Raw genomic sequence first — 25,271 nt, 5'->3', positions numbered from 1 at the left:
CATGCCATGGACTACCCGGTGCCCGATGACTTTTAATGATCCAAAATGATCCTGCTTTTCCAGCCAGTCCATCAAAACATCAACAACTTCCTGACGATCGGAAGTTTTTATACGAATTGTATGTTGTTTGCCCCCGATAGTATCAACGAAATTCAAATTTGTATTTAGCGTTCCGATATTTTCTACAGCACCTGACAATAAGGGCGTAAATGCCGTATCGGCGACGTATATGGCGAACTTAATACTGGAGGAACCGCCATTAATGCTCAATACAGTGCCCTTGTTTAATCTCGCCATAGCAGGTTTTAAATGATGATAATCATGATAGCAGTATTAGACAGGAAAATAGATAATTTAAAGGCCTTTTATGTTTGATTGTAGTTTTATGACCGTTAAACACTATTGACCATATAAGACATAAAAAGATTAAAAGTTTTATATTAAAAATTAATACTTGGCTTAAGCGTATCGTTTTGATCCTACGCGGTCTTTACGCCGAATAAATATCCAACCAAAGCGGTAATGCCCATGGCTATGGTTCCCCAAAAGCAAATCCTGATAATGCTTTTTAACATACTTGAACCCCCTGCTTTTGCAGCAATTGCTCCAGACAATGCAAGAAATACAATGGCTAAAGAATAAAGCAAAATAACCATCATACCAATGGAGGCAAATAAAGAAACCAAAAAGGGCAACAGCCCGCCGGATATAAATGATGCGCCGGAAGCTAAAGCTGCTTGCAATGGCTTTGGCTGCGAAAATTCATTAATACCTAATTCGTCCTTAGCATGTGCTTCCAAAGCATTGTAAATTGAAAGCTGTTTAGCTACCTGCAACGACAATTTACTCTCTAAACCGCGTTTTTCGTATATTTTCGCAAGTTCTTTTAGCTCAATATCTGGTATGGTTTCAAGCTCTTTTTTCTCCCTCTCTAAATCTGCAGTCTCAATATCAGACTGTGAACTGACAGAAACATATTCACCCGCTGCCATTGATAATGCACCTGCAACTAATCCGGCTAACGCTGCCAGAATGATCGGGCTTCTTGTGGTACTGGCCGCAGCTACTCCAATTGCTATACTTGTTGTTGAAAGGATACCATCGTTTGCACCTAAAACAGCCGCCCTAAGCCATCCACTTCTATTGGTATAATGCTTTTCCAGTTCCATTCTTTATTGTTTGACTTTCGTATTTGAATTAACCCATGAGCGAATACCTTTGTTTGATTATTTGGTTTTATCCCAACTAAAGATATTAGGATACTGCTTAACGGATTTTAATATTATGCGCCTTCATAAAAGCGAATTTTTACAAACTATATTGGAATTCTATCCCCCCTATTGGCAGCCATACTAATTAAAAACCAAAGAATTTGCTAATTTTTGGGTTTAAAGCGCTGAAATAAAACATTTTAGGTTTAAATTACTTATAACAATGACACCTTCCTCTTAGTTTCAAGATGCGCGCTTAAAAATGGAAATATCTAATCGCTTAAGCGAACCTTCATATGCTGATCTTATGTTTAATCATTCCGATCAGGGGTATATTGTATTGGAGGTTTTATATGATGCAAATGATCAGCCGGTAGATATTTATTATATAGAAGCTAACCCGGCTGCTAATCGCATGACCGGTTTAGAACTTGCCGGTAAGCGAACAAGTGAACTTGACCCCAATTACGAAAAGCACTGGTTTGAGATAATGGGCCGCATTGCCACAACCGGTGTTGCCGAAAAACACGAACTTTCAGCAAACCCACTTGGCGTTTGCTACCAAGTCCATGCTATTAAAGTTGGGACAACCGACGAGCGAAAAGTTGCGGTAATATATGAGGACGTTACTGAACGGAAACAAGTCGAAAAAACCGCAAGAGCCTTACGAAAGTCAGAAGAACAGTTTAGAATGTTTGTTACTGCCAGTTCAAACATGGTCTATAAAATGAGTACCGACTGGAAAAACATGTATGCCCTTAACGGTAAAAACATGCTGGCTGATACAGATCAGACCACCGGCAATTGGGTAGATAAATATATTCCCGAAGAACACCAGGCCTTAGTTTGGCAAAAAATCGCCGAAGCTATTGATTCCAAAGGAGTTTTTGAATTAGAGCACCAGGTCATACAGGCAGATGGTTCCATCGGCTGGGTGCTTTCACGGGCAGTGCCAGTGGTGGATAGTAAAGGAATGATTACTGAATGGCTAGGTTTGGGTAATGATATTACCGAACGGAAACAAACAGAAGAAGCCTTACGACAAAGTGAGGCTGCTTACCGTCTGCGGCTCGAACAGGAAGTAAGTGAGCGAACCGCTGAGCTCAAACAAGTGAAAGATCTATTGCAAAAAACGGTGGATAGTTCGCATGATATGATCCAGGTGTTCAACGCTGTAAGGGACGAGCACGGAAAAATAATAGATTTTATCTGGATACTAAACAATGCTACATCAGAAAAAATAAACGGAAGTACAACCGGTGAAAGCTTATTAGAACACAATCCAGGCGTAATACTTACAGGGATATTTGATCATTTTGTTCAAGTAACCGAAACTGGTATTCCGCAGCAATATGAAATAAATTATACCTATGAAAATTTCAATGCCTGGTATCAACAGTCGGTTGTCAAACTCAATGATGGGGTAGCTACCACATCATCTGAAATTTCTGGGCGTAAAAAAACGGAAATAGAATTAAATGAATCCCTAAACCTGCTGAAAACCATTTATGATACCACACTTATTGGAATGTTGGTATTTGCACCGGTAAGGAATGATCAAGGTGCGATCACGGATTTTAGATTCGTAACCGTCAATAAAGAGATTGGGCGTACTACTGGCCGTTTTGATCTGGCGGGTAAATTATATGCTGACCTATACCCAGGGATCCGGCAAATGGGCCTTTTTGATTTAATGGTCACAACTATGGAGACCGGCGAAACCGGCAAGATGGAATACCATTATACTTATGAAGGTATCGACAGCTGGTATTCTACCATGTTCGTAAGAGGTGATGATTTTCTGGTCTGTACTAATCTCGATATAACGGAGCGCATGCAAGCGGAGGACGAACGTTTCCGTAATTACACGTTGTTACAACAATCAGAAGGACTGGCAGAAATAGGCAGTTGGGACTATGACCTGTTAACGGGTAATTTTGTCTGGTCCGATGGTATGTACCGCTTGTTTGATCTGCAAAGAGGGATTGAGATACAGCCGGAAATCTACCTGGAATATGCAACGCCGGATAGCCTGACTGTGGCGGAACGGCTCGTTAGCCATATCCGAAACGGCGATCAGGATTTTGAAGAAACTATAACCTTGAATGTGAACAGCAAGGTTAAAATTGTACATATTAAAGCCGCCGTAGTTAAAAATAATGATGGGCAGCTAACCCGCGTATTAGGCGTAGACCTGGATATGACGGCCATTCATGAAGCGGAACGCCGACTTCGCGATCTCGAAGTACGGCAGCAGCAGGAAATCTTCCAAATCACGCTGAACACCCAGGAAGAAGAACGTCGACGGATTTCAGAAAGCCTGCACAACGGTGTTGGACAATTGCTGTATGGCACCCGAATAGCCATGAATTATCTGACCGTTAAAATGGCCACGGAAAATTCGGATAAGTTTAATAAATCTAAAGCATATACGGAGGGACTGTTGACCGATTCCATCAAGGACATTCGACGTATCTCGCATGAACTTATGCCAACGGTACTGGCCGAGTTTGGCCTGAGCGCGGCTATCAAGGAAGTGGGTGAGCAGTTACAGGATAGTATCCAATTTAATTGCCAGGTATCACTCGGCAACGTCAAGTTAGATAACTATGTGGAGTTAGCTGTCTTTCGCACAGTACAGGAGCTGATGACCAATGTAGTCAAACATTCAAAGGCTACCCAAGCAGAGGTAACGGTAGAAGCAAGTAGTACAGAGGTTCAAATTTTGGTGCATGATAATGGCATAGGAATGCAGGCTGCCGAGGGAAATAAACAAGGCATCGGCCTTTCATCTATTCGGAACAAGGTTGCCATGTTGGGAGGCAACATTGCTATGCAATCAGCACCGGCGGCAGGCACAACTATAACAATAAATTTACCACATCAATTAGAGGGATGAATTTAATGGAAACGAAAATGATCAAAATATTAGTGGTCGAAGATAACGCCATTGTGCGGGAACTTTTGACCGATATGGTAGGTATGCAAGATGATTTTGAGGTAGTCGGCACTGCTGAAAATGGATTGGCGGCATTGGGACTAATTAAAGACGACTTGGTGGTAGATATTGTACTGGCCGACCTCAATATGAAAGGAATGGATGGTATAGAACTGACCGAAAATGTAGCCGTGCTTTATGCTGATATCAAGGTGATTATTTTAACCATGCACGCTAAAGGTGCTTTTTTAAAACGGGCTTTAGCTGTCGGTGCCCGTGGTTACTTACTTAAAAACGGTGATATGGATGAGCTTTATAGGGCGATTAGAAAAGTGAATATCGGCGAGGTCGTGGTTGGTGTTGATACGAATATTGATTTATAAACTTTTAGCAATGGATCTTTCTTTTTACGCTTATTTACAGAACGCACCTCCAGCGATTGTTCTTTCACCTGACATACTAAGGTTTACGATCATTACAGCTAATCCCGCGTTTCTTGAAGCGACGAATACTAGACTGGACGAATTGACAGGAAAAAGTTTTTTTAATGTGTTTCCGGAAAATACGCTTGTCCTGCCACCAAAAAAGGTTCATTCTCTAATCGATTGTATGACCGATGCTATTCTTACTAAACAGCTGAAAATATTGGCAAGCCAACGCTATGATGTTCCGGTTTGGGGGACTAATCGCTTTAACACCCGTTATTGGCGGACATCCTGCTCACCGATAGTAAACGAATCTGGCGATGTGCAATGCATCGTCCTAACTATCTTGGATGTCACTGATGATGTAGCATGCTCGCTTAAAAAACGTTTTGTCCTTGAAGTTGCCGAAGAAAGAAGAGAGGCAACCCTGCAAATTGAAGAGAGACTTCGGTTGGCAATCGAATCAGCAGAGATGGGCACTTGGTATATGGATGTAGAAACACGAGGATTTGTCCCTTCGTCGCGCATGAAAGCGTTATTTGGATTCGATTCGCAAGAAGATATGTCTTATGAAGCTGCAATCGCCCAAATTCTACCGGAATATCGCGAAATAGTTACTAAATCGGTAGAAGCGGCTTTATTGAACTGCATACCTTACAACATGGAATACCCCATTATGGGCTATCATGATCATAAAATACGTTGGGTAAGGACAACAGGTAAACGATATGAAGCAGAGGTTGAAGGGGTAGCCCATTTTTCTGGCACCATCATGGATATTACAGAAAGAAAGCTTGAGGAAATTAGAAAGAATGATTTTCTAAGCATTGCCAGTCATGAGCTTAAAACCCCGCTAACCAGTTTGAAGGCGAGTTTACAATTATTGAGCAGGATGAAAGACAATCCTACAGCAGCAATGCTGCCAAAATTGATCAATCAGTCTAATAGAAGCATTGATAAAATTAGTAATCTTGTAAACGACCTACTTAATGTCGGACGTATCACGGAAAATCAGTTCGAATTGAATAAATCCGTATTTAGCATTTCCAGGCTGATTGATGGGTGCTGTGACCACGTGACAAGTGTAGGGACACATCAACTCCTTTTAGAAGGTGACCAAGATCTAAAAGTATGCGGCGACGAGCACCATATTGACCAGGTGTTGGTTAATCTGGTCAATAATGCGGTAAAATATGCCCACGGATCATTTAAAATAACTCTTAGAATAGAATCGGAGTATCCGATGGCAAAAATTTCTGTTCAGGACTTCGGGCCGGGCATCCCTAAAAATCACTTAGACCAACTCTTTAAACGGTATTACAGAGCGGACACAACAAGCATACAAAACTCCGGTTTAGGCTTAGGTTTATATATCAGTACAGAGATTGTAAAAAAGCATGGCGGTCAGATCGGTGTGATAAGTGAGTTAGGTAAGGGTAGTACGTTTTGGTTTACTATACCATTGGCAGAATTCCAAAACGATGGGAACACCAATGTACTGGCTTGATAATAGCTTCAATAATGACGGATTGCGAAAGTAAGTACAGTAAATGAACTGTCAACTTTGGAACGGGGCATAAGAAAAAAGTTAGAATAAATACCTGCAAGTGATTTGACAATAGCTTTTTATCACTTGACTATGCCGTTTGGTGATAGGAAATTTTTAGATATCATGCAAGGGACTTAAATTTATTTCAATAAATCCTTTAACCTCCACTAATTGATTTGTGTCAATACTTTCGACAAGAAGTTTCTTTATCGTTTGGCTTGTAAGGTTCAATTCTTTTATCTTTTGTTCGATCTAGCCGATATTACCATCATTGCTTTCCATCGCTCTTAGTAACTGATTATTATGATAAAGTATCTTATGATTATAAAAACTAAGAATTACAGACCTTGCTTCACTCCTATTGAATACCCCTGAGATAAGCTGACATGTGTTTTGTTTGGACATGATTTTGCTAATATTTTAGTAAAACTAAAATTTAAATGATAATCGTCTTTTTGATGTCCGCCCAATTCTATTTTTTGATTTTATCGTTCATTCTTTTAATTCAAGGGTTGCAGTGATCGCAATATTTAGGTAACCTTTTTTCATTTTTAAATTATTGGAAAGAAAGCCCTGCAATTTACCGGCAGGTAGTATCCGGACTTCTGTGTTTTGCGCTGGTCAATAGCTCAGATGTCTTTTTGCTGTTACTTTTAAAAGCGAGAGGTGTAAGCGATCTGCATTTAATTATGGTTTATATGTTTTATAACCTTTGTTATGCCGCGTTTGCTTTTCCGGCAGGTATTATCTCCGACCGCATCGGATTAAAGAATACATTTATAGCAGGATTGCTGCTCTTCGTTATCGTTTATGGGGGGATTTCATTTGTAAATACCTTACCGTTATTTTTGATATTATTCGGCGTTTATGGGTTATACGCTGCAATGACGGAAGGTGTTAGCAAAGCGATGATCAGTAATATTTCGGATAATAAAGATACAGCTACGGCAATTGGCACCTATTCCGCATTTAGCAGCATTATGGCTTTATTAGCCAGTTCCCTTGCAGGTTTTATATGGTTCACATTTGGAGCAAAACCTTTATTTATTTTTTCTGCAATTGGTGCGTCTTTAACAATCATTTATATGTTAATTGTCAAGATCAATAACCATTAAACCGCAGTTACTACGACTGATACAATCAACACTTTTAGCTGCCGTTAATTACAGTTCAAAGCGGCTATTTAGATTATGATTCTGTGAACGTTTTTTTTATTTTTTTTAGCCCCTGCTTGCGATGTATGCCACGCTTACCGCCCGGATATTACGTGGGTCAGCTACCAATCATTAAGCGTAAACGGCAAAAGACAGGGTATAGATCGTAAAGACCTATTAGAAGTTGCCAAACAAATGATTATAAAAAAACCTCATGAGATCATCAGGCAGATAGAAAGCATCATAAAACTGTGGCCGAATTATGCAAATCAATACGATATAGCAACTATTTTGCAAAAAGCGATAGACGAAACTTTCTTATTTCTGAAAGTTTAACTTTCCTAAAGCCGGTTCCTCAAACGCATCGCATTGCTTCAAATATAGTTCCATCTTATCCATATCTTTCTGATGAACGGTCGCACTAAATTCATAGGCACGTAGTAACATCCTAATGTACGCAGCCGATTCTCCCTGTTTAGTCAACTTCTTTAAAGCACCCATATAATCTTCCCGGTAAACGGTAGGGATAATAATTTTGGATAACCCTTTTGACGTTAGTTCGGCATTCATCATCACCCGGGCTATTCTTCCATTACCATCTAAAAATGGGTGAACTTCACTAATCAGGAACATGATATAGGCCGCTTTTGCAAACGGATTTAATAGGATAGAATACAACTCAAATCCTTTTTTTAGCGTCCCCTGAACTAGTTGCCAATCTACAAATTCCGTACTTCCGGCCCGGTTATTCTTATCTTTAAAATGACCTGGTTTTTTTTAAAGGACGGGCACTTAGCAAAATAGAGTGCCTATGCCGGAAATAACAATCTCTTTGACCCCTCTTCACCAATTTGTAAATCCCCAATAACAAATTGGTTATCAGCAACAAAAGCAATCAAATTAAAATTGGCGAAGAGGGGTCAATATAACGTGGTTTATCCACGCTGGCCCCTTTTGCAGCGGAATGGTGGTATACTTTCCCCGGAATAATCAGCGAGGGACGAGCTAATTCATTATGCCGTAGTCTTTTGCACATGTTTAAGAAGTCTTACAGCAGTGCGGGCAAAACCTTAGCTGCCTTTTTCTCCGTTTCGATCGGAAAATAGCTACTTAAAGTGTCTGATCTTTCAGCAATGAATTAAGTGCACCTTTCAGGCAAGCGCAGCTTTTCCCGGCGTAATGCAATGGAGCGGGTAAACAAGTGCAGTCCTGAATGATGCTCTTGATTGCACCTTCCGGCAGGTTATTGAAGCGGATGCTTTTGCAGCATAGAGAAAATGCAGTAGCGGAGTTAAGAGCAGGAAGTATCCGGGAAGTCACCTGGCAAGGATTAAAATGGCATCCTTTTCATTGAAAGATAAAGTGTAAATCCTGGTCGAAAGGACAAGTATCAAATAAGACGCAAATATAAGATTGTTCTTAAGTATTAATTACCAGTTATAGGCAAGCCATTTCAAGTATTGAATAGTTTTAATTCGTTTCGTGTATATTTCGTTAATTTTCTCTTGTATCTCCAGTAGTTTTTGTTCCCGTGAATTCACCAGGAACAATGAACTTTCACCCATTCTAAATTTCTTCTCTTCTCCATCTAATAGAAGTTTGTTATTATCAATCATACTGGTATGTAGGAGTACCTGTTTATCCAAATTTATCAAATCGTTACGGTAGTTAGTATATTTTACTGACACCATGTTGGTTTTCTCCGCCAAAGCAAACTGAGCTTCCTGAATTTTTATTTTAGTTAAACTATAGGCCGCGCGTTGTTTGGTGAAAGTGAGCGGCATGGCAATGGTAAATCCAATTTTATGATTGCCTTGAAACCAATCGGGATTGATATTATTAAAAATACTCCTTCCCGGGTTTAGCAGCCCCACGTTAAAATTCAAAGTGGGCTTAATTTCTTCCAGTTTCAACCGACGTTCTATATCCAATTGATTCAATTTTAAGCTGTAGCCAGTAACCTCAGGGTTTTGTTTAGCGATTGTTTGCGGGTCGCGGTTAATTAAGCTAACGGGCGGCATGATGTCCAAAAGCGTGGTATCGGGTTTAACATTAAGTTTTTCAGGGGCTACGGGGGTTAAATCATCAAGCCATAAGTAAGCGGCCAATTCATTTTTTTTATTTTGCAACACCGTTTCGTAATCATTTAGCTTTTGCTGGCGGCTTTGAAGCAGGGTCAATGCTTCCAATGTATCGATGGCGGCCTTATCACCGTTTTTGTACAGCAAAGTTGTACTCCTTAGCCTTATTTCGGCCAATATCACCGCTTTTTTATATATCTGTGTATTTAGCCACACATTTAGCCATTCCGCATAACTTTGTGTCGCGTTGATGAACAGATCATTCAATATTTGCTGTTGCTCTGCAACTGCTATGTTTTGATAAATTGCAGCTTGTTTTAATGCCGCTCTGCGTTCGTCCATCAACAGACCCCGGCCAACGGGTACACTTATGCCAAAGTAACCCAATCCCGATTTCGGCGTTTTATTTTCAGGATTTACGTAATCGCCCTGATAAGTAGTAAAGGCACCTTTTAAATCTAAACCGTACCATAGCGGCAATTTTATTTCTGATGTGACATAATCATAATATGTTTTACCTTCGAATATTTTTTTTTCGCCATTTACCTCCAATTTAGGGTCGAAACCACCCAATGCCTGCATGCGTACATACATGGCTTTTTTATTGGTTAAACCGGCTTGTAGTGCCAGTGGATGATAGCGTTTGACCATTGCGAGGTATTCATTTAAAGTAAGCAATTTCTCTTGCCCCTTAACTTGCAAAACTGTTAAACAAAATATAAAAGCTATAACTGATCGCATCATTTTTTCTTTACAGATTGATCTTTAGCCGATATGACCTTTTTATAAAAATCAGGCGGAAAACCATTTAGCTGCCTCCATAGCTCATACCCAACAGGTACGTTATTGAGCAGCGCGATTACCTGGCAACCGGTACCAAAGCGTACAGTTTCGGGCCACTTCCGGTAATCCTCTTTCGGTGTTACCCATACTTTAAACTTACCCGATGCATCGATACGATTATCAATAGCAGCTATTTTGCCGTTAAATAATCCATAAGAGGCTTTTGGCCACCCCGAAAATACAATAGCTGGGAAGCCATCAAATTGAATACGTACTAACTGGTCAGGATGGATCAGTGGTAAATCATTTGGATCGATATAAATTTCAATAGCTTTTTTAAATTGGATCGGAACGATGGTAAGCAGTTGTTCGCCATCTTTTACCGTTTCTCCTATACCTGCCTTAATATTTTGTAATACCTGTCCGCTTTGAGGCGCGATAATGTAATGGAAGCCCTGCCGGGCCTGGTAATTATATAGCTGGTTCCGAAGTTTGGAGACCTCGCCTTCGCCGATAGCTATCTGCGATAAAGCTACGAAACGCTCGCCCGATACCTTTGATATTTTTTCAGTATAATCCTGCGAAGCAGCCGATAATTCCAACTTAATATTAAGCAATTCGTTTTTGCTGGAATAAAATTTGTTTTCAGCACTGATGCGTTTAGCCATCGCGTCCTGATAATACTGCTGCCGCTGCTCATATTCCGTAAGTGATTTCAAACCGGAATTATATAATTCTTTTTGTCTTTTCAACTGCCCCTGGCTAATATTGAACAGATTAGCGGCAGCATTCATGCTGATACTATCTGATTGTACCTGGAGTGCATATTGCTTAACTTTGTTATTGATCTGCTTAAGCTTAAATTCCAAGCTTTGCTGCAGGGCTGCTAATTGCCGGTTTGTGGTAGCCGCCTTATCTTTGTAAAATAAAGTAGCGGCATTTTTTGAGTTTAATTGCTCGGCTGTGCGCTGGGTAAGTTGCGGGTCCAGATAGTCGTCTTTTATTTCAGTAATTTCTAATAAGGTATCGCCTTTTTGAACCATACTGCCGTCTTGCACATACCATTTAACTATACGGCCAGGAATCATCGTATTTACCTCTTGTGGCCGTTGCTGCGGATCGAGGGTTGATACGCTGCCTTTTGAGCGAATATTTTGTGTCCACGGCGCTAACAATGCGATACATATGATTACTAGTCCGGCAGATAGCCATCTTATTTTATGCGTATGATGCCCACCTTGCATCACGGTTTGGAAGGACTGAAAAGCCGAAAAACGTTGAATTTCTGTATTTTTTTCTAAAAACATTTTAGTTGTTTATTGCTCCTTTATCAAGTGATATTACCCTGTCACAGGCTATTGTAAATTCGTCCAGATCTGATATGGCTATCAGGGTAAAGCTTTTATCTTGTATCAACCTGTTGATGATAGGGGTGCGAAATTCTTGTTCAATATCCTGCCAGCCGTTTTCCATTAATAATAAACCGGGTTTCATTAAAAGGCAACGGGCAAGCAAAATCTTTTGAACAACATTGCCTGACAATTTTTGCCCCTGCGGATATAGTAGGGTTTGGTAGCCGTTTTCATGCATTTCTATAAAATGCAGCAATCCAACCAATTCGCAAATTTCAACTACAGCGGCTAAAGAAAGCTCATCATTACCCATGGTAAGATTTTCCCAAAGACTGCCGTTAAACAATTCTTCACGTGCAAAGAATACGCCTATTCGCGACCGCCACAATTTAACAGGTATATGCTGAAACGGCAGGCCATTAACTATGAATTGTCCTGTATACCCGCTATATAAGCCTGCTAAAATTCGCAGCAGGGTAGTTTTACCCGATCCCGATTTACCATTGATACATATCTTTTCGCCTGCGGCAAAATCGACAGATAGCTGATGAATAACTGGTTTATTGTTATTGAACGAAAAACTTAGCTGGCGTAACGACAAACTCAATGCTGCCGGTAATTCTGTTGCAAGTCCCGGCGTATCAAAACTTTGGTTATCCTGAGGTTTTTGAAGGACTTTATCCAGCTTTTCGATAGAGGTTAATACATCGTAAACGGTTTCAAGGCTGATGATCAATTTCTCCACCGAAATTAAAACCGCTATAATGATAATTTCTGCCGCAATAAACTGACCTAAATTAATTTGCTGATTTAGAAACAACAGGGTACCCATAATAAGCATGGCTGCTGTAATGATTACCTTAAAGGCTATCAGGGCACGGTATTGAAAAATCAATACCTTAAAATGTGCTGTGCGAGCGGTAAGATAGCCTACGTTTAGTTGATCGGTTTTTTTTAGGTGAAGCTGATGTTCCTGGGCAAATTTGAAAGTTTTAATAGCTCTTGCCAATTCTTCAAGCCAATGGGCTACCTGGTATTTATAATCGCTTTCCTCCATAGAGGTTGTAAAGCCCTTATGACTGCTGAAATAAAAAATCAAGCATATGATCAGCAATAAAAAAACGCCGAATACTATAAATATGGGGTGATAAAAACTGAGAAGCATTAAACCGAATAAAATTTGAATGGACGCGCCCGGAATATCTAATAATAACTTAGAAAGGCCTTTTTGCAGACTTGCTGTATCAAAAAAACGATTTACCAGTTCAGGCAAATAATAATCATCAACGCTTAACAAATCAATACGCGGTATACGGTAAGCATAAGCAAAGGTAAGCCGGTTAAAAAGGCGCTGCTGTATACTTTCGGTTACTCTCATCTGCATCACCTGTATCATTCCGCTCAATAAAACACCTGCTACCACAAAACTGATTAATACAACCAGCGAAGCCGATAAGGCACCGCCAAAAAGTAAGCCTATAATGGCCTGAATACCTAGTGGCAGCGATAATTGTATCAAACCTGCTATTACCGCGAAAAAGTATAACTCGCCGACTTCTTTTTTTTCGAGATGAATTAATTTGAATAATTTCGATCCAGCATTTCTGATGGAAACTTGGAATTTATCAGCCATTACCTAAGGGATCTAAATTTATCTCAATAAATCCTTTAACCTCTACCAATTGATCTGGTTCAATCCCGTCTGCCAGGAATTTCTTTATTGATTCACTGGTATGATTTAAATCCATTATCTTCTGTTCTATATGGCTCACATTGCCTTCATTACATTCAATTGCCCGGAGTAGCTGATTATTGTGGTAGTTTATTTTATGATTATAGAAGCTAACAATAATAGCTTTGGCCTCGCTGGAATTAAATATGCCGGAGATAAGTTGATACTTTTTTTGTTTAGACATAATTTTCTGATTAATGATTTATAAAATTGTTTAACGACTATTCTATAATTTTAAATGTTATTGATTAATTATGCTTGAATTCTACCTAACATTTTGCAGAATCAAGGATTACAGAAATCACAATATTGTGGATCTTCGGTTTGGATCTGATTAGGATATTGTTCTTCCTTTTCAAACTCACATTGCTGGCACCTATAAATATAGGCCAAGGATGATTGCGTTGGCAGCCCGCATAACCGGCAAGGCAAACCGGGTTTGGCGGCGATGACGCCAAACCCGGGTGCAGTACAATTGGGGCAGCGAGATAAAACTTTATCCACCAATTTCCTGGTCGCCTGCTTTATCACGGCCATTCGCTTAGGATTATGCATGGCCCGCATGTCGGTCTCCACATAGGCACTGCCATACTTTTCCCACAAGGCATCAAAAACGTAAAGCAATTTTTCAGGGGTATGAATTCCTTTAATGACCATTTCATGGTCATTTTTGGCTTTCCTGAGGATCAACCCATGTGAGGGGAAATTCGCTCTTTCGGCGAAATCCAACAAAGCCAGTTTGTCGTTGATTTCTGCCCCATTGAAATTGGTCTGTGTACTGATCATGACCGTGGCTATCTCCAGGTTGTTTTTTTGATCCACGAGTATGACGAGTTCTTCGTCCGCATAGCAAAAGAACGTGGCCGGATGCATTCCAAATGAACCCTCGCTGGCTACAGCCAGCTCACAATCAGACAAGCGCATCGCCAGCTGGCATTTTTTTCGGGCTGTCGTTAGCGGATCATCTTCGCGCTCTACCTCGCCGGAAAAGGTACCCAGCTGATCAGTATCGAGCTCGGTAATTACCAGGCAGTGGACCCCTAATGCTTCTTCCAGCAAAGGGGCCATAACCTGCTGTTTGGCATGTTTGGTAGCAATGATCAATGTTCGTCCCGCAAAGTCAATCATCGGTTGTTTATTGGATTTCGATAGTTGACCGCAGCGAAATAGACTTGCCTTTAGCAGTGATAAAATTTCGGACTTCATATAGATCTTTTTGCAGTTGTTTGATCCTCCGTTCACGGGACTTGATGTCTTCCTCAGTGCATTGGCCGCTGATCTTATTTTCGTGAAATTTGATTTTTACGTGAATCAGTTGGGTTAGCAGCTCCATAGCCTCGTTATTGCTGTATTGTCCTTCGATCAATTGTATTTCCATGTTATTTTTCATTATTGTCCCTGGCCTAATGAAAAAGCTGGCTTACCGTCAAAGGCGTACAGGTTTTCTGTTTTAATGGTATCTATTGCTAATCCGACCGCTCTTGTAAGCAGCCCAATAATATGTTCTTTAGTTAAAGGCTTACCTGCAGCCGATTTGAACCGGCAACGCCAATGATCCGTACAGAAAGTTTCTTCAAATCCTTCAGGCCATACCTTGATACCGCGATTAGTGATCATGGTTAATGAAACTTCTGAAGTTTCTAATCCGCGAACGATAGCTGCCAGTTCATCCGGGTTTGTGCCCTGCCAGTGAACAAATACATCCACTCCAAGCAACTCTTTTTTTGCAGCCGGTTTTCTTTTGTATTTAGGCAGGGTTAAGGCTGAATTTGCGGCATAAGAAACCTCTTTTAAAAGCGTTGGTTTGCTATTCAGGTTTTTAATTACTGCCAGGGCAAATTCCCTGGTTCCCACTTTTTCTTTGCTGTTGCCCTCTTTAAATATATCGTAAGTGTGGATACCGTCTTCTATCGTTTTCAGCCAGGCATTCTGTACTTTCTCAGCGACTTCAGTCTGCCCGATGTGGTTTAGCATCATTATGGCGCCTTGCAGCAATCCGGATGGATTGGCCAGATTTTGACCGGCCCTGCGCGGTGCAGAACCGTGTATAGCTTCAAACATCGCACACTGCTCTCCAATATTAGCCGATCCGGCAAGCCCTACTGAGCCCGCTATCTGGGCAGCAACATCGCTCAAAATATCTCCATATAAATTTGGCATCACTATCACGTCAAACGCTTCCGGTGTGTCGGCTAATTTGGCTGCTCCAATATCCACTATCCAGTGTTCATGTTCTATTTCCGGGTATTCTTTGGCTATCTCTTCAAACACCTGGTGAAACAACCCATCTGTTTGCTTCATGATATTATCTTTAGTAAAACAGGTGATCTTCTTTCTACCGTATTGTTTAGCGTACTCAAAAGCATAACGTACAATCTTTTCACATCCTGGCCGGCTGATCAATTTCAGACATTGTACCACCTCGTCCGTTTGCTGGTGTTCAATGCCTGCATACAGGTCTTCCTCATTTTCGCGGATGATCACTACATCCATCACCGGATGTTTTGTGCTAACAAAAGGGTGTAAACTTGCGCAGGGCCTTACATTGGAATATAGCCCGAGAAATTTACGAGTGGTTACATTAAGACTTTTGTAGCCGCCACCCTGCGGCGTAGTTATTGGTGCTTTAAGAAATACTTTGTTTTTCCGGATACTATCCCAGGATGTGCCGGCAATCCCGGAGGTATTCCCTGAAAGGTAAACTTTTTCACCAACCTCAATTTCTTCAATCTCTATTTTAGCGCCTGCTGCTAAAATAATAGATAAGGTTGCATCCATAATCTCTGGGCCTATGCCATCCCCTTTTGCTACAGTGATTTTTGTCATGTTTTGATTTGTTCGTTTATGTTCACCAAAACTCTACATACTAATGTATAAATTTTCATTTATATTTCTGATGATTAACATAAATAAAACTTATGAATAAAACTTTGCACCAGCTTCATATCTTTTTGAGGATCACGCAGAACAGAAGTCTTACAAAGGTAGCAAGAATTAGATCTTACACAGCCGACAGTGTCTATTCAAATAAAGAATTTCCAAGACCAGTTTGAAATTCTATTAACCGAAGTTATTGGCCGGCAATTGTATGTAACTGATATTGGTAAAGAAATTGCGGTTGCCTCCAAAAAAATATTGGCAGGGTATAGGCTAAAAATTATATAACCTTAGCGTATAAAGGGCCGTTGGCCGGACGCTTAAAACTTTCGGTAGTTTCTACCTATAAATATATTATACCCTATTTCCTTGCTGGTTTCTTAAAACAACACCCCGGTATTGAACTAATGCCTGACGTCACCATTTTCCACAAATCGATAAATTTCATCATCAATTGTTCTGCTTTTCTTGTCGGGGAACGACTCGAACAATTACGATCAACAGAACGTATTAGTAGCGAATCAAATAATGCCCCTGTCCCACTTTATCCACTACGCGAGTTAAAAGGATAAAGCTATCTTGTCATTTCTTCTATGTAAATAGGTTTTAAAAGCTCCTGGTAGTTAACGGTAGCTAATTGCGCGTGGTTTAATCAGGCTATAAGTAGTAACCACGCTAGTATTTTAAATTTCAAACACCCAAGTCCGGTTAATCGAAAAATAATTTTTCGTCTTGAATAAAAAATTATCCTTACGTATTTTTTAGAACAGAGTGAACTGTCTTTCAAGACCAAGTCAGCTTTGAAAATTGCCTCCCAAAATCATTATGTGATTTTTATTCGTACGAGAAATAAATTAATTTCATAAATTTTATTTATGTATTATATATATAATATAAATAAAAACTTATAACCCATTTTTCACAGCTTTGCGGCATCAAATATCCACCATATCCCCATCAATATGAATTTAAAAATAGATACCCCTCAATCTTACCTTCAAAAAACCAAAAAAAGATTTCCCGATGATTTTAGTACACTAATTACAATTTTATTTGCGCTGGTGTTCCTTGCTACGACCTTTATGATCACGTTGGGACCAACATATCCGAACTGGAAATTATGGGGGGTGTTTAGAATAAGCGGTTTTACATTACTGATATGGTGCGTGGTCAGTTTCTTCAGTGCGCTTGTAAGCGAATATGGTTCGACCTACCTTCAAGGATTCAGGCACCGAACACGTTTTGCTGGTCTTTGTCTTGGTTTTACGCTATCGGTTATGATCCTAGTATCAGGAGATCATGTACTGGTATTTTTAATCTCCTGGTTTTTGATGGGTTTTTTTATGGCAAGATTAATAGGAGTAGAATCTGATTGGGAAGCGGCCCGAGAAGCATCAAGCTATGCGCAAAAGTTTTTTCTATGTTCCGGTATTATGCTCAGCGCGGGAACCCTGTTACTTGCCTTTAGCTCGGATAAACTTACCCTTAGCGGGATTATGCCTGCGCTGAACAGTTTGCCGAAACCTATCCTTTTAACATCCGCTCTATTAATCATTATTGCTTCATTGCTACAATCGGCCATTTATCCATTTCATCGCTGGCTGCTCTCTGCAATGACTGCACCAACTCCTGCCTCGGCGCTTATGCACGCCGGATTTGTAAACGGTTCGGGCATCCTGCTTACCATCTTTGCTTCCCTGCTTGTAAATGCCCAGGCCCTATCCCTGCTGTTTGTTATCGGGGGCATCACATCGATAGTTGCCCAGTTCACTAAACTTCTACAAACAAGCATAAAGCAAAAACTGGCCTGTTCAACCATTGCCCAGATGGGTTTTATGATCATGCAGTGCGGGCTGGGGTTTTTCAATGCAGCCGTTACCCATTTGATCCTTCATGGATTTTATAAGGCCTACCTTTTTTTGTCCTCCGGAGAAAATATCCAGGCATCTGTACCTGAGAAACCCACATCCATCCAGATCAGGCCACTGCAAGCACTGATTGTAATCATAAGCGGAATCATGGGCGCTGTGGTCTTCGCCCAGCTGACCGGAAAGGGAACAGCTATGAACAGCGGTGTCTTTCTGACCCTGATTGTGGCGATTACCGTAGGACAGGCAACTTATAATATTGTTAAACAAAACTCGCTCTCGTTTGGACATAAACTGTTGCTTCCACTGCTATTGTTTCCCGCCGGAATAGGCAGCTATGCACTTATATATAACGGGGTGAGCTTTATCATGAAGGATATGCCCGCTGTGGGGACGTCAACTTCTATTTCGCTGATACAAATATTCTTTGGTGTAGTTTTTCTGCTCGGATTTTTCATTATCAAGCTGGGTATCTACAAAAAATTTCCATGGCTCTACGTGAAGCTATTAAACTTATCCCAACCCTATCATAAAACCATTCTAACCTTAAAAAAATAAGTCGATATGATCAATTCAGATTTTAATGCTGAGATTGAAGAGGCATCTTCAGTAATTGGGAAAACCTGGCCGCTTTATGGCTTCGTGACCTCTAATCCATTATCCGGCTATGAGGGTTTATCATTCGGGGACGCCATTCAAAAAGCTAAAAAATACTTTGGTGGTTCGGTGCTGCCCACTGCCTCCATGTTCCAACAGGCCTGGAGTTGTGGAGAAATCAAGGATGATATCCTAAAGGAAATATTAACGGAAGCAGGGCTTTACCAGCAGGCGGAATTTTATCTGAAAGAAATGGATATGGCTGGCGATAGCCATCCAATCAAAGGCAATCCTAAACTGGACAGGATCATGGCTAAATGGCTTGGTATGTTCATGGACGAGGGAATGGCTGAATGGGAAATGCCAGGAAGGTCGGAAGGTTTTTTTGTCTGCTGGCGAAGATTAGCAATTTATGACCAAGAGATCGGAATTATCACGGGTAATAAAATACCGGAAACAGCAGAACAGGCACTTTCGGCATCATTACAAAGTTATTCACCTAAAGAATGTGTAAGCATCTTTGGTCACCACCTCGCCGCTTTGCCGGGCTGGACCGGTTACATTAAATACCGGATGCAGGAAGGCTCCCTCTGGCAGCAGAAATATCCCATTACCCTGAAGGAGTACCTGGCCGTCCGTATGTGGATTGCAGGTCAAATCAATACGGAGATACATACAATAAAACCCGTAGATCACCATGAAACTGACTTGTTCAGCTTACAGCTTTTATGGCTAAGGGCATGGGAAAAGAGTTGGCAAAAGGGCTTGGGAAAGGCCATTAGTGAAAATTTGATACACCTCAAATCTGTACCTTTTATAAAAAAGAACCTTCTGGCCCAATTTGTCTTTTGTATCGACACCAGGTCAGAACTGATCAGAAGGCATATAGAAGCTAAAGGAGACTATGAAACTTTCGGCTATGCCGGTTTTTTTGGGCTTGCAGCAGATTACAGGGACCCCGCGAGCGGGCTGGTTCGCAAATCCTGCCCACCGATCCTGTCTTCGGCCTATACCATTTCAGAGGTTCCGCTACCGGGCAAAGCCTCAGATATGGCGCAGTACTTGAAAAGAAAAAATTATCAAAAATTTGCTGACTTTCTCGGTCAGCGCATGAAGAACATGCTTCCCTCGGCCTTTGGTTATGTTGAGGGGACGGGACTGTTCTACGGCCTCGCTCTACTGAGGAGGTCAATATTCGGTACCCGGCAATTCAATGGTAAAACTACGCATGAGAACAGCTGTACCACCCAAATGGGTTACCATGGCGATGAAAAAATAAACAGTGAAATAGAACTCATTGAAAAGGTGGCGATTGTAAAGTCTGCCTTTGAGCTTCTGGGCTGGAGAAATTTTGCGCCGCTCGTCATCTTTGCCGGACACGGAAGCCAATCTGTTAATAATCCCTTTGCGTCCAGCCTAGACTGCGGAGCCTGCGCTGCAAGCCCGGGCCGTCATAATGCCAGGATGCTGGCGGCGCTGGCCAATCTCCCCGAAGTAAGATCAGCACTCAAAGCGGAATTTGGGATAGACATTCCGCGAGGCACATTCTTTATGGGTGCCGAACACAATACGGCCACAGATGAGCTTGTTCTTTTCGATGCGGAAGTACCCGCATCCCAATCCTTAAGGATTACGCTGCTCAAGTCCGATCTGAAGGAGTTTCAGCAATCTGCAATCGCCGAACGGCAGCAGAAAAAAAACGGGCGGAATATAGCCCGCAGAAAAGTAGCAGACTGGGCGGAAACCAGGCCTGAATGGGGTCTGGCCGGGAATGCTGGTTTTATAGTGGCACCCCGCGTTCTGAGCCAGAATATGGATCTTAAAAGCAGGTGTTTTCTGCATTCTTATGATTGGGAGTTGGACAAAAAGGGACTTTACTTGGAAATGATCATGCAGGGCCCGATGGTTGTTACCCAGTGGATCAATAACCACTACTATTTTTCGACGGTAGATAATGACAGGTTTGGCGGGGGATCTAAGATAACCCATAATGTTACCGGGAGGTTTGGTGTAGTCAGCGGTAACGGTGGAGATCTTAAGGCCGGGCTGCCCTTGCAGTCTGTCAACAGTTCGGACAGCGTAATTTACCACCATCCCATCAGGCTATCTGTAATCATCCAGGCGCCATGTGAGCGGATTGAGCAAATACTTTTAAGAAACGATCAGTTAAAGCGATTGATTGTCAATGAGTGGATATATTTGTTAGTTATTGACCCCTTGGGAGATAATCAGATCAGCCGTTATCAAAAAGATGGCAGCTGGGCACTAATAGATAATGAAGAAATGGCCGCTTCGTCAATGTTGTCCTTTAATCTTGAATGATAGCGCATTGGAAACGGTCATTTAAAGGATTTGGTTCTGTCATCTGACATCATCGTAAATATAGTTCAGCATGGCAAAAAAAACAATTTTAAGAAATGTCCAGCTTATCAACGAGGGAAAGATATACACCTCTGACCTACTAATAGAAAATGGCCCCATTTCAAAAATTGCACCGGTTATAAATGCCGTAAATACTGCTGTCATTGATTGCGATGGAAAGTATCTGATACCCGGGATGATCGATGATCAGGTCCATTTCAGAGAACCCGGCTTCACTGACAAGGCAGATATTAATTCCGAGTCACGAGCTGCAGTTGCGGGGGGAATAACCTCTTTTATGGATATGCCCAACACGATGCCGGCAGTGCTCAGTAAAGAGCGCCTGGAGGAGAAGTTTAGAATTGCCGCAAAAAAATCATTGGCAAACTATTCCTTTTTTATGGGGGTCAGCCGGAGCAACTGGGAGGAAGCATTACGGACTGATCCTGAAACTGTCTGCGGGCTGAGCGATGATGGAATTTACCTCGATAATCAGGAAGTAAGACTTGCAAACGATCCTGAATTTTTGGACTTTTTGTTTTCCCGATGTGATACCCTGGTAGCCCTGCACTGCGAAGACCATGCCGTAATAGGACGTAATACGCAAAAATGGGGAACTGGTAGTGAAATCAATCCCTGTAAGCTGCACGCCTGTATCCGCAGCGAGCAAGCTTGCGTAGAAGCCACCACACGGGTATTAAAATCTGCTAAGCAATACGGAAACAAGGTTCATTTGCTACACATCTCTACCTTAGCGGAAGCAAGTCTATTGGACGCTAAACAGCCTGTCCGGGATAAGCGTATCACGGCCGAGGCCTGCTTGCCACATCTTTACTTTTCGGAGCAGGATTACGAAAAATTAGGCAATAGCATCAAATGGAACCCTGCCGTTAAGACATTAAGGGACAAACGCGGATTGTTGCGTTTGCTGCTAAGCGGACACCTGGACATTATTGCAACTGATCACGCTCCCCATCTTTTCATTGAAAAGCAAGGCAGCTATCTAAAAGCCAAACCCGGAGGCCCCCTGGTCCAGCATGCCCTATTGATGTTGCTGGAACTTTATCACCGGGGGCTGATCAGTTTGCAGCAGATTGTGGAAAAAACCAGCCATAATGTCGCCCAAGCATACCGTATCCAGCAAAGAGGCTATATCCGGGAGGGATATTACGCTGATCTGGTACTATTAGATCTCGACTTGGCAAGCGAGGTAAATCGGGAAAACCTAATTTACAAGTGCGGCTGGTCGCCGGTGATGGATCAAAAATTTCTAAGTGCGGTAACCCATACCTGGGTAAACGGCGAGTTGGTTTTCAATAAGGGCCAATTTGATCAAAGTGTAAAGGGCATGCGTCTTTCTTTCGAAAAGATCCGGTAAATGTTTAGCTGTTCTGGCTGGACACGTACTGTTCAAACCAGGAAAATTTTTCATTGATAATCCTGGCCTTTTCCTTTTGCAGATGCAGCAAAAAAGCAGCCGCTACCGGAGAGAAGGCCTTGTTTTTGAGCCAGATCATATTCCAGACCGAACTCAAAGGCAACCCTTTTACGGGGATAATACACAACTCTCCGTTAATGAGTTCGTTCTTAATGCCGATCAATGGCATGACCGAGTAGCCAAGGCCCGCAATAACGGCCTGTTTTACCGCTTCGTTCGAGGTAAGTTCCATTTTTTTTCTCACGTTTAGACTGTGCGCCGAGATGTATTTTTCCATGGTATACCGCGTACCTGATCCCTGCTCCCTGTAGATAATCGGAAGTTCTTCTAAGATTTGGTGGGTAATAGGTTTAATTGCGTGGGTTTCCCCTCCGGCGCCAACAAGATAGAGTTTGTTTTGCATTAGCTCTATGTTCTCTACAATAAGTTTTTCGGGCAGTACAGATACCAGGGAAAAATCAACTTCGTTTTTTTCAAGACTTTCAATGACCCGTGCCTTATTGGTTACATCAAGCACGAGCTCTATGCCTTGGTGCTGTTTTAAAAAATCGGAAAGAAAGTATGGAATAACATATTTGCCGGTAGAAACTACCGATAGCTTAAGCCTGCCGCTTAGCTGTCCCTTGTAGGCCAAGGTCCTGTAATTGATGGCGTAAACCTCCCCCAAAATCTTTTCTACGGCAATGGCGATTTCAGCACCGAAATCCGTTACATACAATTGTCTTCCAATTACCTCTGTCAGTGGTATTTCAAACTGGTCCTGTAGATTTTTTAATTGTATCGACACCGCAGGCTGGGTCAGGTGTAGTTCTTCCGCTGCCTTTGTAATGCTTTTGGTCTGTGAAATTTTCAAAAATATCTGGAGCTGATGTAAAGTATAATGCATAAATTAATTTTATGTTTTCTATCGTAAAGATAAATTAAAATATACAATAGAAGTTTGTGAAATTAACATCACATCATACATTAAACTTTATGACAAACATTTTGCCCATAATAACTAAAATTGATCACCTTAAAATGAGCTAATTTTAAGGTACAACCCAATATTTGGCATTAACACGTCTTGGGAACTTTATAAGGATTTATCTAACCTTTCAATTTGAGCCAAAGAGACCAAAAATGATAAAAGGCCGCCCGAAATGAAAGATGTGCAGATGCCAAAGCAGCTTTAACGGCTTTGGCTTTGAGAATTCGTTAATGCTTTAACATGAACTTTTAACGCATTATGTTTTGAACATATCTGTTTAGGTTGTTGTAATTTCTTTTTCTAAAATAATAGTATTAATACATTTACCAATGGTCTTTAAGGTATAATCATCCAGGTTATCTTCATTCCGTTGCATCCATTCGTCAGCTAATTTATAAAGCATAACCTCTGTTTTATCCTCAAAAATTATCCGCCACACTTTCCGAGTTTTATAAACGTCGGTGGTAATAAACATAAGCCGTGCAACTCCGTTGGTTTGTATAATTTTAAAAACCATCATTAATATTTAAATAAAACATAAATTGTATTCTTTTAATGAAAACTGTATGTTTTTTAGGCCGGTAAATTGCGTAACATTTATCAACTAACAAATTAATTCGTCTGTAAACAATTCCTTTTGCTCGGTTACTATCAAAGCGCCTAACTGATGGATATACTTACCGGTAAAATGTTTTCTACTATTAATTGTAATTATCCACGTATTGTTGGTTACTTTTTTAAGATCATCTAATTGCGGCCGTAGTTATTCAATTTTGAACGGGTTTGCATTGGGGTCTGTAAGCGTCACAATCAGGCCTAAATTCAACTATAAAACCGGAAGAGTCGCCGTAAAAGTTCCCATTGTCCATTTTGCTTTTGCATTTTGTGTAATACATATTTACAAAAAAAACACTAATAAGAAGCCCAGAAATAGGGCTATTCCGGGCTTTAATGAAGATAACTACATTTTGTTCATAGTGTCTTTCATCATGCTATTCTTCATAGGCATTTTCATTATTTTACCGTCCATCATTACACACTGCCCTTCTTTTAACGTCATAGTTCTGCCGCTTTTCATTTTGACAGTACCGTCGGTCATGACCATAGTGCCGTTTAACATGGTTTTAGTTTCTGTCATTGGCATACTTTTACCATTCATCATGGTCATCATTTTGCCATTCATCATCATGACACTGTTGTCCATTTTTTGCATGCCCATATGGTCCATTTTGTTCATGGATGTATCCGACATCTTTGTTTGTGCCATTGCGCTACAACTCAATGCAACTGCGAACATGGCCATTAGTATTTTTTTCATGGTTTTATAATTTAATGTATGTTATAATTTATAAATTTCGAGCCACAAATATTAATCGTGGCTGATAGCAGCATCTGACCTATCCTATTCAATAAGAGATTAATTCTGAGTAATTAGCTCGTGGTGGGCATGACAGGCATCGGCACAATCTTTACATGCCTGGGCACATTGCTTGCAATGTTCATGTGCATGTTTACCACATTCTGCGGCGCACATCCTGCAAATTTCTTCACATATCAACAGGTATTGATGACCTATTTCTGATTCACGTTTTAATAATCGTGCTGCCTGGATACAAATATCTGCACAATCCCGATCAAGGCTGATGCAACGGGCCATCATTTTAACATCTTCTTCTTTTAAGCAACCGGTAGCGCAGATTTCGCAAGACAAAGCGCAATTTAAAAGTTTTTGAATAAGCTCATGGTGATTTTGATGTAGCATAACTTTTTTTTTAAGTGATTAATATATCATTGTTTTTACTAAAGAAATCATAGTAAAACGGGTCTGTATTTAAAATCAGAAAAGCCGGTTAATTAGCTTCACCTTTTTCAAGTTTTGACTGCCATTTTTGGTAGATTAATTTTACCATTAATAGTATCTTTTATTAAATTTCT

General features: G+C 40.9%; 20 protein-coding genes and 2 pseudogenes. 8 read left to right on the top strand and 14 right to left on the bottom strand.

Annotation, left to right across the window (positions count from 1 at the left end; translation table 11 throughout):
• Both NAF17_RS13320 and NAF17_RS13315 read right to left on the bottom strand, forming a co-directional pair.
• Positions 1-297, bottom strand: a pseudogene (locus NAF17_RS13320) (acetate/propionate family kinase); the annotation flags it as partial.
• 182 nt (positions 298-479) lie between these two features.
• Positions 480-1,169 carry a VIT1/CCC1 transporter family protein gene (locus tag NAF17_RS13315; protein WP_252758482.1) on the bottom strand — a complete coding sequence of 230 codons (690 nt, stop codon included), beginning with the start codon at positions 1,167-1,169 and terminating at the stop codon, positions 480-482.
• Positions 1,170-1,473: 304 nt separating this feature from the next.
• Between NAF17_RS13315 and NAF17_RS13310 the strand changes: the two genes are divergently transcribed.
• From NAF17_RS13310 to NAF17_RS13290, 5 genes are all read left to right on the top strand, one after another.
• Positions 1,474-4,110 (top strand): sensor histidine kinase, encoded by a 2,637-nt coding sequence (locus NAF17_RS13310; RefSeq protein ID WP_252758481.1) that lies wholly within the window; start codon positions 1,474-1,476, stop codon positions 4,108-4,110.
• Positions 4,111-4,115: 5 nt separating this feature from the next.
• Positions 4,116-4,532 (top strand): response regulator, encoded by a 417-nt coding sequence (locus NAF17_RS13305; protein ID WP_252758480.1) that lies wholly within the window; start codon positions 4,116-4,118, stop codon positions 4,530-4,532.
• Positions 4,533-4,542: 10 nt separating this feature from the next.
• On the top strand, positions 4,543-6,081 hold the full coding sequence (locus NAF17_RS13300) for an ATP-binding protein (RefSeq protein ID WP_252758479.1): 1,539 nt from the start codon (positions 4,543-4,545) through the stop codon (positions 6,079-6,081).
• A gap of 620 nt (positions 6,082-6,701) precedes the next feature.
• Complete coding sequence (locus tag NAF17_RS13295; RefSeq protein WP_370341175.1) at positions 6,702-7,238, top strand: MFS transporter; 537 nt, start codon at positions 6,702-6,704, stop codon at positions 7,236-7,238.
• Between the two features lie 234 nt (positions 7,239-7,472).
• Positions 7,473-7,613 (top strand): hypothetical protein, encoded by a 141-nt coding sequence (locus NAF17_RS13290; protein WP_252758477.1) that lies wholly within the window; start codon positions 7,473-7,475, stop codon positions 7,611-7,613.
• Here the strand turns inward: NAF17_RS13290 and NAF17_RS13285 are convergent.
• From NAF17_RS13285 to NAF17_RS13250, 8 genes and pseudogenes are all read right to left on the bottom strand, one after another.
• Positions 7,596-8,033: pseudogene (locus NAF17_RS13285) on the bottom strand (Fic family protein); the annotation flags it as partial. The gene NAF17_RS13290 and the pseudogene NAF17_RS13285 sit on opposite strands and share 18 nt — an antisense overlap.
• Positions 8,034-8,707: 674 nt before the next feature.
• Positions 8,708-10,009, bottom strand: a complete 1,302-nt coding sequence (locus tag NAF17_RS13280; RefSeq protein ID WP_252758476.1) for a TolC family protein — start codon at positions 10,007-10,009, stop codon at positions 8,708-8,710.
• A gap of 89 nt (positions 10,010-10,098) precedes the next feature.
• Positions 10,099-11,448 carry an HlyD family secretion protein gene (locus NAF17_RS13275; protein WP_252758475.1) on the bottom strand — a complete coding sequence of 450 codons (1,350 nt, stop codon included), beginning with the start codon at positions 11,446-11,448 and terminating at the stop codon, positions 10,099-10,101.
• 1 nt (position 11,449) lies between these two features.
• Positions 11,450-13,126 (bottom strand): peptidase domain-containing ABC transporter, encoded by a 1,677-nt coding sequence (locus NAF17_RS13270; RefSeq protein ID WP_252758474.1) that lies wholly within the window; start codon positions 13,124-13,126, stop codon positions 11,450-11,452.
• Positions 13,119-13,409: a hypothetical protein gene (locus NAF17_RS13265; RefSeq protein ID WP_252758473.1), complete on the bottom strand. Its 291-nt coding sequence runs from the start codon at positions 13,407-13,409 to the stop codon at positions 13,119-13,121. The genes NAF17_RS13270 and NAF17_RS13265 overlap by 8 nt, the downstream gene beginning before the upstream one ends.
• A 101-nt stretch (positions 13,410-13,510) precedes the next feature.
• Positions 13,511-14,353, bottom strand: a complete 843-nt coding sequence (locus NAF17_RS13260; protein ID WP_252758472.1) for a DUF6671 family protein — start codon at positions 14,351-14,353, stop codon at positions 13,511-13,513.
• A gap of 7 nt (positions 14,354-14,360) precedes the next feature.
• Positions 14,361-14,615 carry a hypothetical protein gene (locus NAF17_RS13255; RefSeq protein ID WP_252758471.1) on the bottom strand — a complete coding sequence of 85 codons (255 nt, stop codon included), beginning with the start codon at positions 14,613-14,615 and terminating at the stop codon, positions 14,361-14,363.
• Positions 14,615-16,051, bottom strand: coding sequence for an NADP-dependent isocitrate dehydrogenase (locus NAF17_RS13250; RefSeq protein WP_252758470.1), 1,437 nt, complete (start codon positions 16,049-16,051; stop codon positions 14,615-14,617). Before NAF17_RS13250 ends, NAF17_RS13255 begins: the two co-directional genes overlap by 1 nt.
• A gap of 1,013 nt (positions 16,052-17,064) precedes the next feature.
• Between NAF17_RS13250 and NAF17_RS13245 the strand changes: the two genes are divergently transcribed.
• From NAF17_RS13245 to NAF17_RS13235, 3 genes are all read left to right on the top strand, one after another.
• Positions 17,065-18,528, top strand: a complete 1,464-nt coding sequence (locus tag NAF17_RS13245; protein WP_252758469.1) for a proton-conducting transporter transmembrane domain-containing protein — start codon at positions 17,065-17,067, stop codon at positions 18,526-18,528.
• Positions 18,529-18,534: 6 nt separating this feature from the next.
• Complete coding sequence (locus tag NAF17_RS13240) at positions 18,535-20,889, top strand: DUF2309 domain-containing protein (protein ID WP_252758468.1); 2,355 nt, start codon at positions 18,535-18,537, stop codon at positions 20,887-20,889.
• Positions 20,890-20,959: 70 nt separating this feature from the next.
• On the top strand, positions 20,960-22,306 hold the full coding sequence (locus NAF17_RS13235; protein WP_252758467.1) for a dihydroorotase: 1,347 nt from the start codon (positions 20,960-20,962) through the stop codon (positions 22,304-22,306).
• A 4-nt stretch (positions 22,307-22,310) separates the two neighbouring features.
• On the opposite strand, the gene NAF17_RS13230 is transcribed toward NAF17_RS13235, so the two are convergent.
• The 4 genes from NAF17_RS13230 to NAF17_RS13215 all read right to left on the bottom strand — a co-directional run bounded on the left by NAF17_RS13230 (position 22,311) and on the right by NAF17_RS13215 (position 25,098).
• Positions 22,311-23,252 (bottom strand): LysR family transcriptional regulator, encoded by a 942-nt coding sequence (locus NAF17_RS13230; RefSeq protein ID WP_256474507.1) that lies wholly within the window; start codon positions 23,250-23,252, stop codon positions 22,311-22,313.
• Between the two features lie 361 nt (positions 23,253-23,613).
• On the bottom strand, positions 23,614-23,856 hold the full coding sequence (locus NAF17_RS13225) for a hypothetical protein (protein WP_252758465.1): 243 nt from the start codon (positions 23,854-23,856) through the stop codon (positions 23,614-23,616).
• A gap of 441 nt (positions 23,857-24,297) precedes the next feature.
• A complete protein-coding gene (locus NAF17_RS13220) occupies positions 24,298-24,603 on the bottom strand; it encodes a DUF6799 domain-containing protein (protein ID WP_252758464.1) in 306 nt (101 codons plus the stop codon).
• A 150-nt stretch (positions 24,604-24,753) separates the two neighbouring features.
• Complete coding sequence (locus NAF17_RS13215) at positions 24,754-25,098, bottom strand: four-helix bundle copper-binding protein (RefSeq protein ID WP_252758463.1); 345 nt, start codon at positions 25,096-25,098, stop codon at positions 24,754-24,756.
• Positions 25,099-25,271 lie beyond the last annotated feature (173 nt).

Origin of the sequence: Mucilaginibacter aurantiaciroseus (assembly GCF_024055595.1) — a bacterium.
Lineage (GTDB): Bacteria > Bacteroidota > Bacteroidia > Sphingobacteriales > Sphingobacteriaceae > Mucilaginibacter > Mucilaginibacter aurantiaciroseus.
The sequence above is the reverse complement of the archived record's forward strand: the minus strand, read 5'-3'. Positions and strand labels throughout refer to the sequence as shown.

Excerpts from the sequence above, each read along its gene's own strand:
- NAF17_RS13265 (WP_252758473.1), bottom strand. The coding sequence starts at position 13,409 with ATGTCTAAACAAAAAAAGTATCAACTTATCTCCGGCATATTTAATTCC.
- NAF17_RS13280 (WP_252758476.1), bottom strand. The coding sequence starts at position 10,009 with ATGGTCAAACGCTATCATCCACTGGCACTACAAGCCGGTTTAACCAAT.
- NAF17_RS13310 (WP_252758481.1), top strand. The coding sequence starts at position 1,474 with ATGGAAATATCTAATCGCTTAAGCGAACCTTCATATGCTGATCTTATG.
- NAF17_RS13215 (WP_252758463.1), bottom strand. The coding sequence starts at position 25,098 with ATGCTACATCAAAATCACCATGAGCTTATTCAAAAACTTTTAAATTGC.
- NAF17_RS13240 (WP_252758468.1), top strand. The coding sequence starts at position 18,535 with ATGATCAATTCAGATTTTAATGCTGAGATTGAAGAGGCATCTTCAGTA.
- NAF17_RS13315 (WP_252758482.1), bottom strand. The coding sequence starts at position 1,169 with ATGGAACTGGAAAAGCATTATACCAATAGAAGTGGATGGCTTAGGGCG.
- NAF17_RS13305 (WP_252758480.1), top strand. The coding sequence starts at position 4,116 with ATGGAAACGAAAATGATCAAAATATTAGTGGTCGAAGATAACGCCATT.
- NAF17_RS13235 (WP_252758467.1), top strand. The coding sequence starts at position 20,960 with ATGGCAAAAAAAACAATTTTAAGAAATGTCCAGCTTATCAACGAGGGA.
- NAF17_RS13270 (WP_252758474.1), bottom strand. The coding sequence starts at position 13,126 with ATGGCTGATAAATTCCAAGTTTCCATCAGAAATGCTGGATCGAAATTA.
- NAF17_RS13230 (WP_256474507.1), bottom strand. The coding sequence starts at position 23,252 with ATGCATTATACTTTACATCAGCTCCAGATATTTTTGAAAATTTCACAG.
- NAF17_RS13275 (WP_252758475.1), bottom strand. The coding sequence starts at position 11,448 with ATGTTTTTAGAAAAAAATACAGAAATTCAACGTTTTTCGGCTTTTCAG.
- NAF17_RS13250 (WP_252758470.1), bottom strand. The coding sequence starts at position 16,051 with ATGACAAAAATCACTGTAGCAAAAGGGGATGGCATAGGCCCAGAGATT.
- NAF17_RS13290 (WP_252758477.1), top strand. The coding sequence starts at position 7,473 with ATGATTATAAAAAAACCTCATGAGATCATCAGGCAGATAGAAAGCATC.
- NAF17_RS13245 (WP_252758469.1), top strand. The coding sequence starts at position 17,065 with ATGAATTTAAAAATAGATACCCCTCAATCTTACCTTCAAAAAACCAAA.
- NAF17_RS13260 (WP_252758472.1), bottom strand. The coding sequence starts at position 14,353 with ATGATTGACTTTGCGGGACGAACATTGATCATTGCTACCAAACATGCC.
- NAF17_RS13225 (WP_252758465.1), bottom strand. The coding sequence starts at position 23,856 with ATGATGGTTTTTAAAATTATACAAACCAACGGAGTTGCACGGCTTATG.
- NAF17_RS13300 (WP_252758479.1), top strand. The coding sequence starts at position 4,543 with ATGGATCTTTCTTTTTACGCTTATTTACAGAACGCACCTCCAGCGATT.
- NAF17_RS13255 (WP_252758471.1), bottom strand. The coding sequence starts at position 14,615 with ATGAAAAATAACATGGAAATACAATTGATCGAAGGACAATACAGCAAT.
- NAF17_RS13220 (WP_252758464.1), bottom strand. The coding sequence starts at position 24,603 with ATGGCACAAACAAAGATGTCGGATACATCCATGAACAAAATGGACCAT.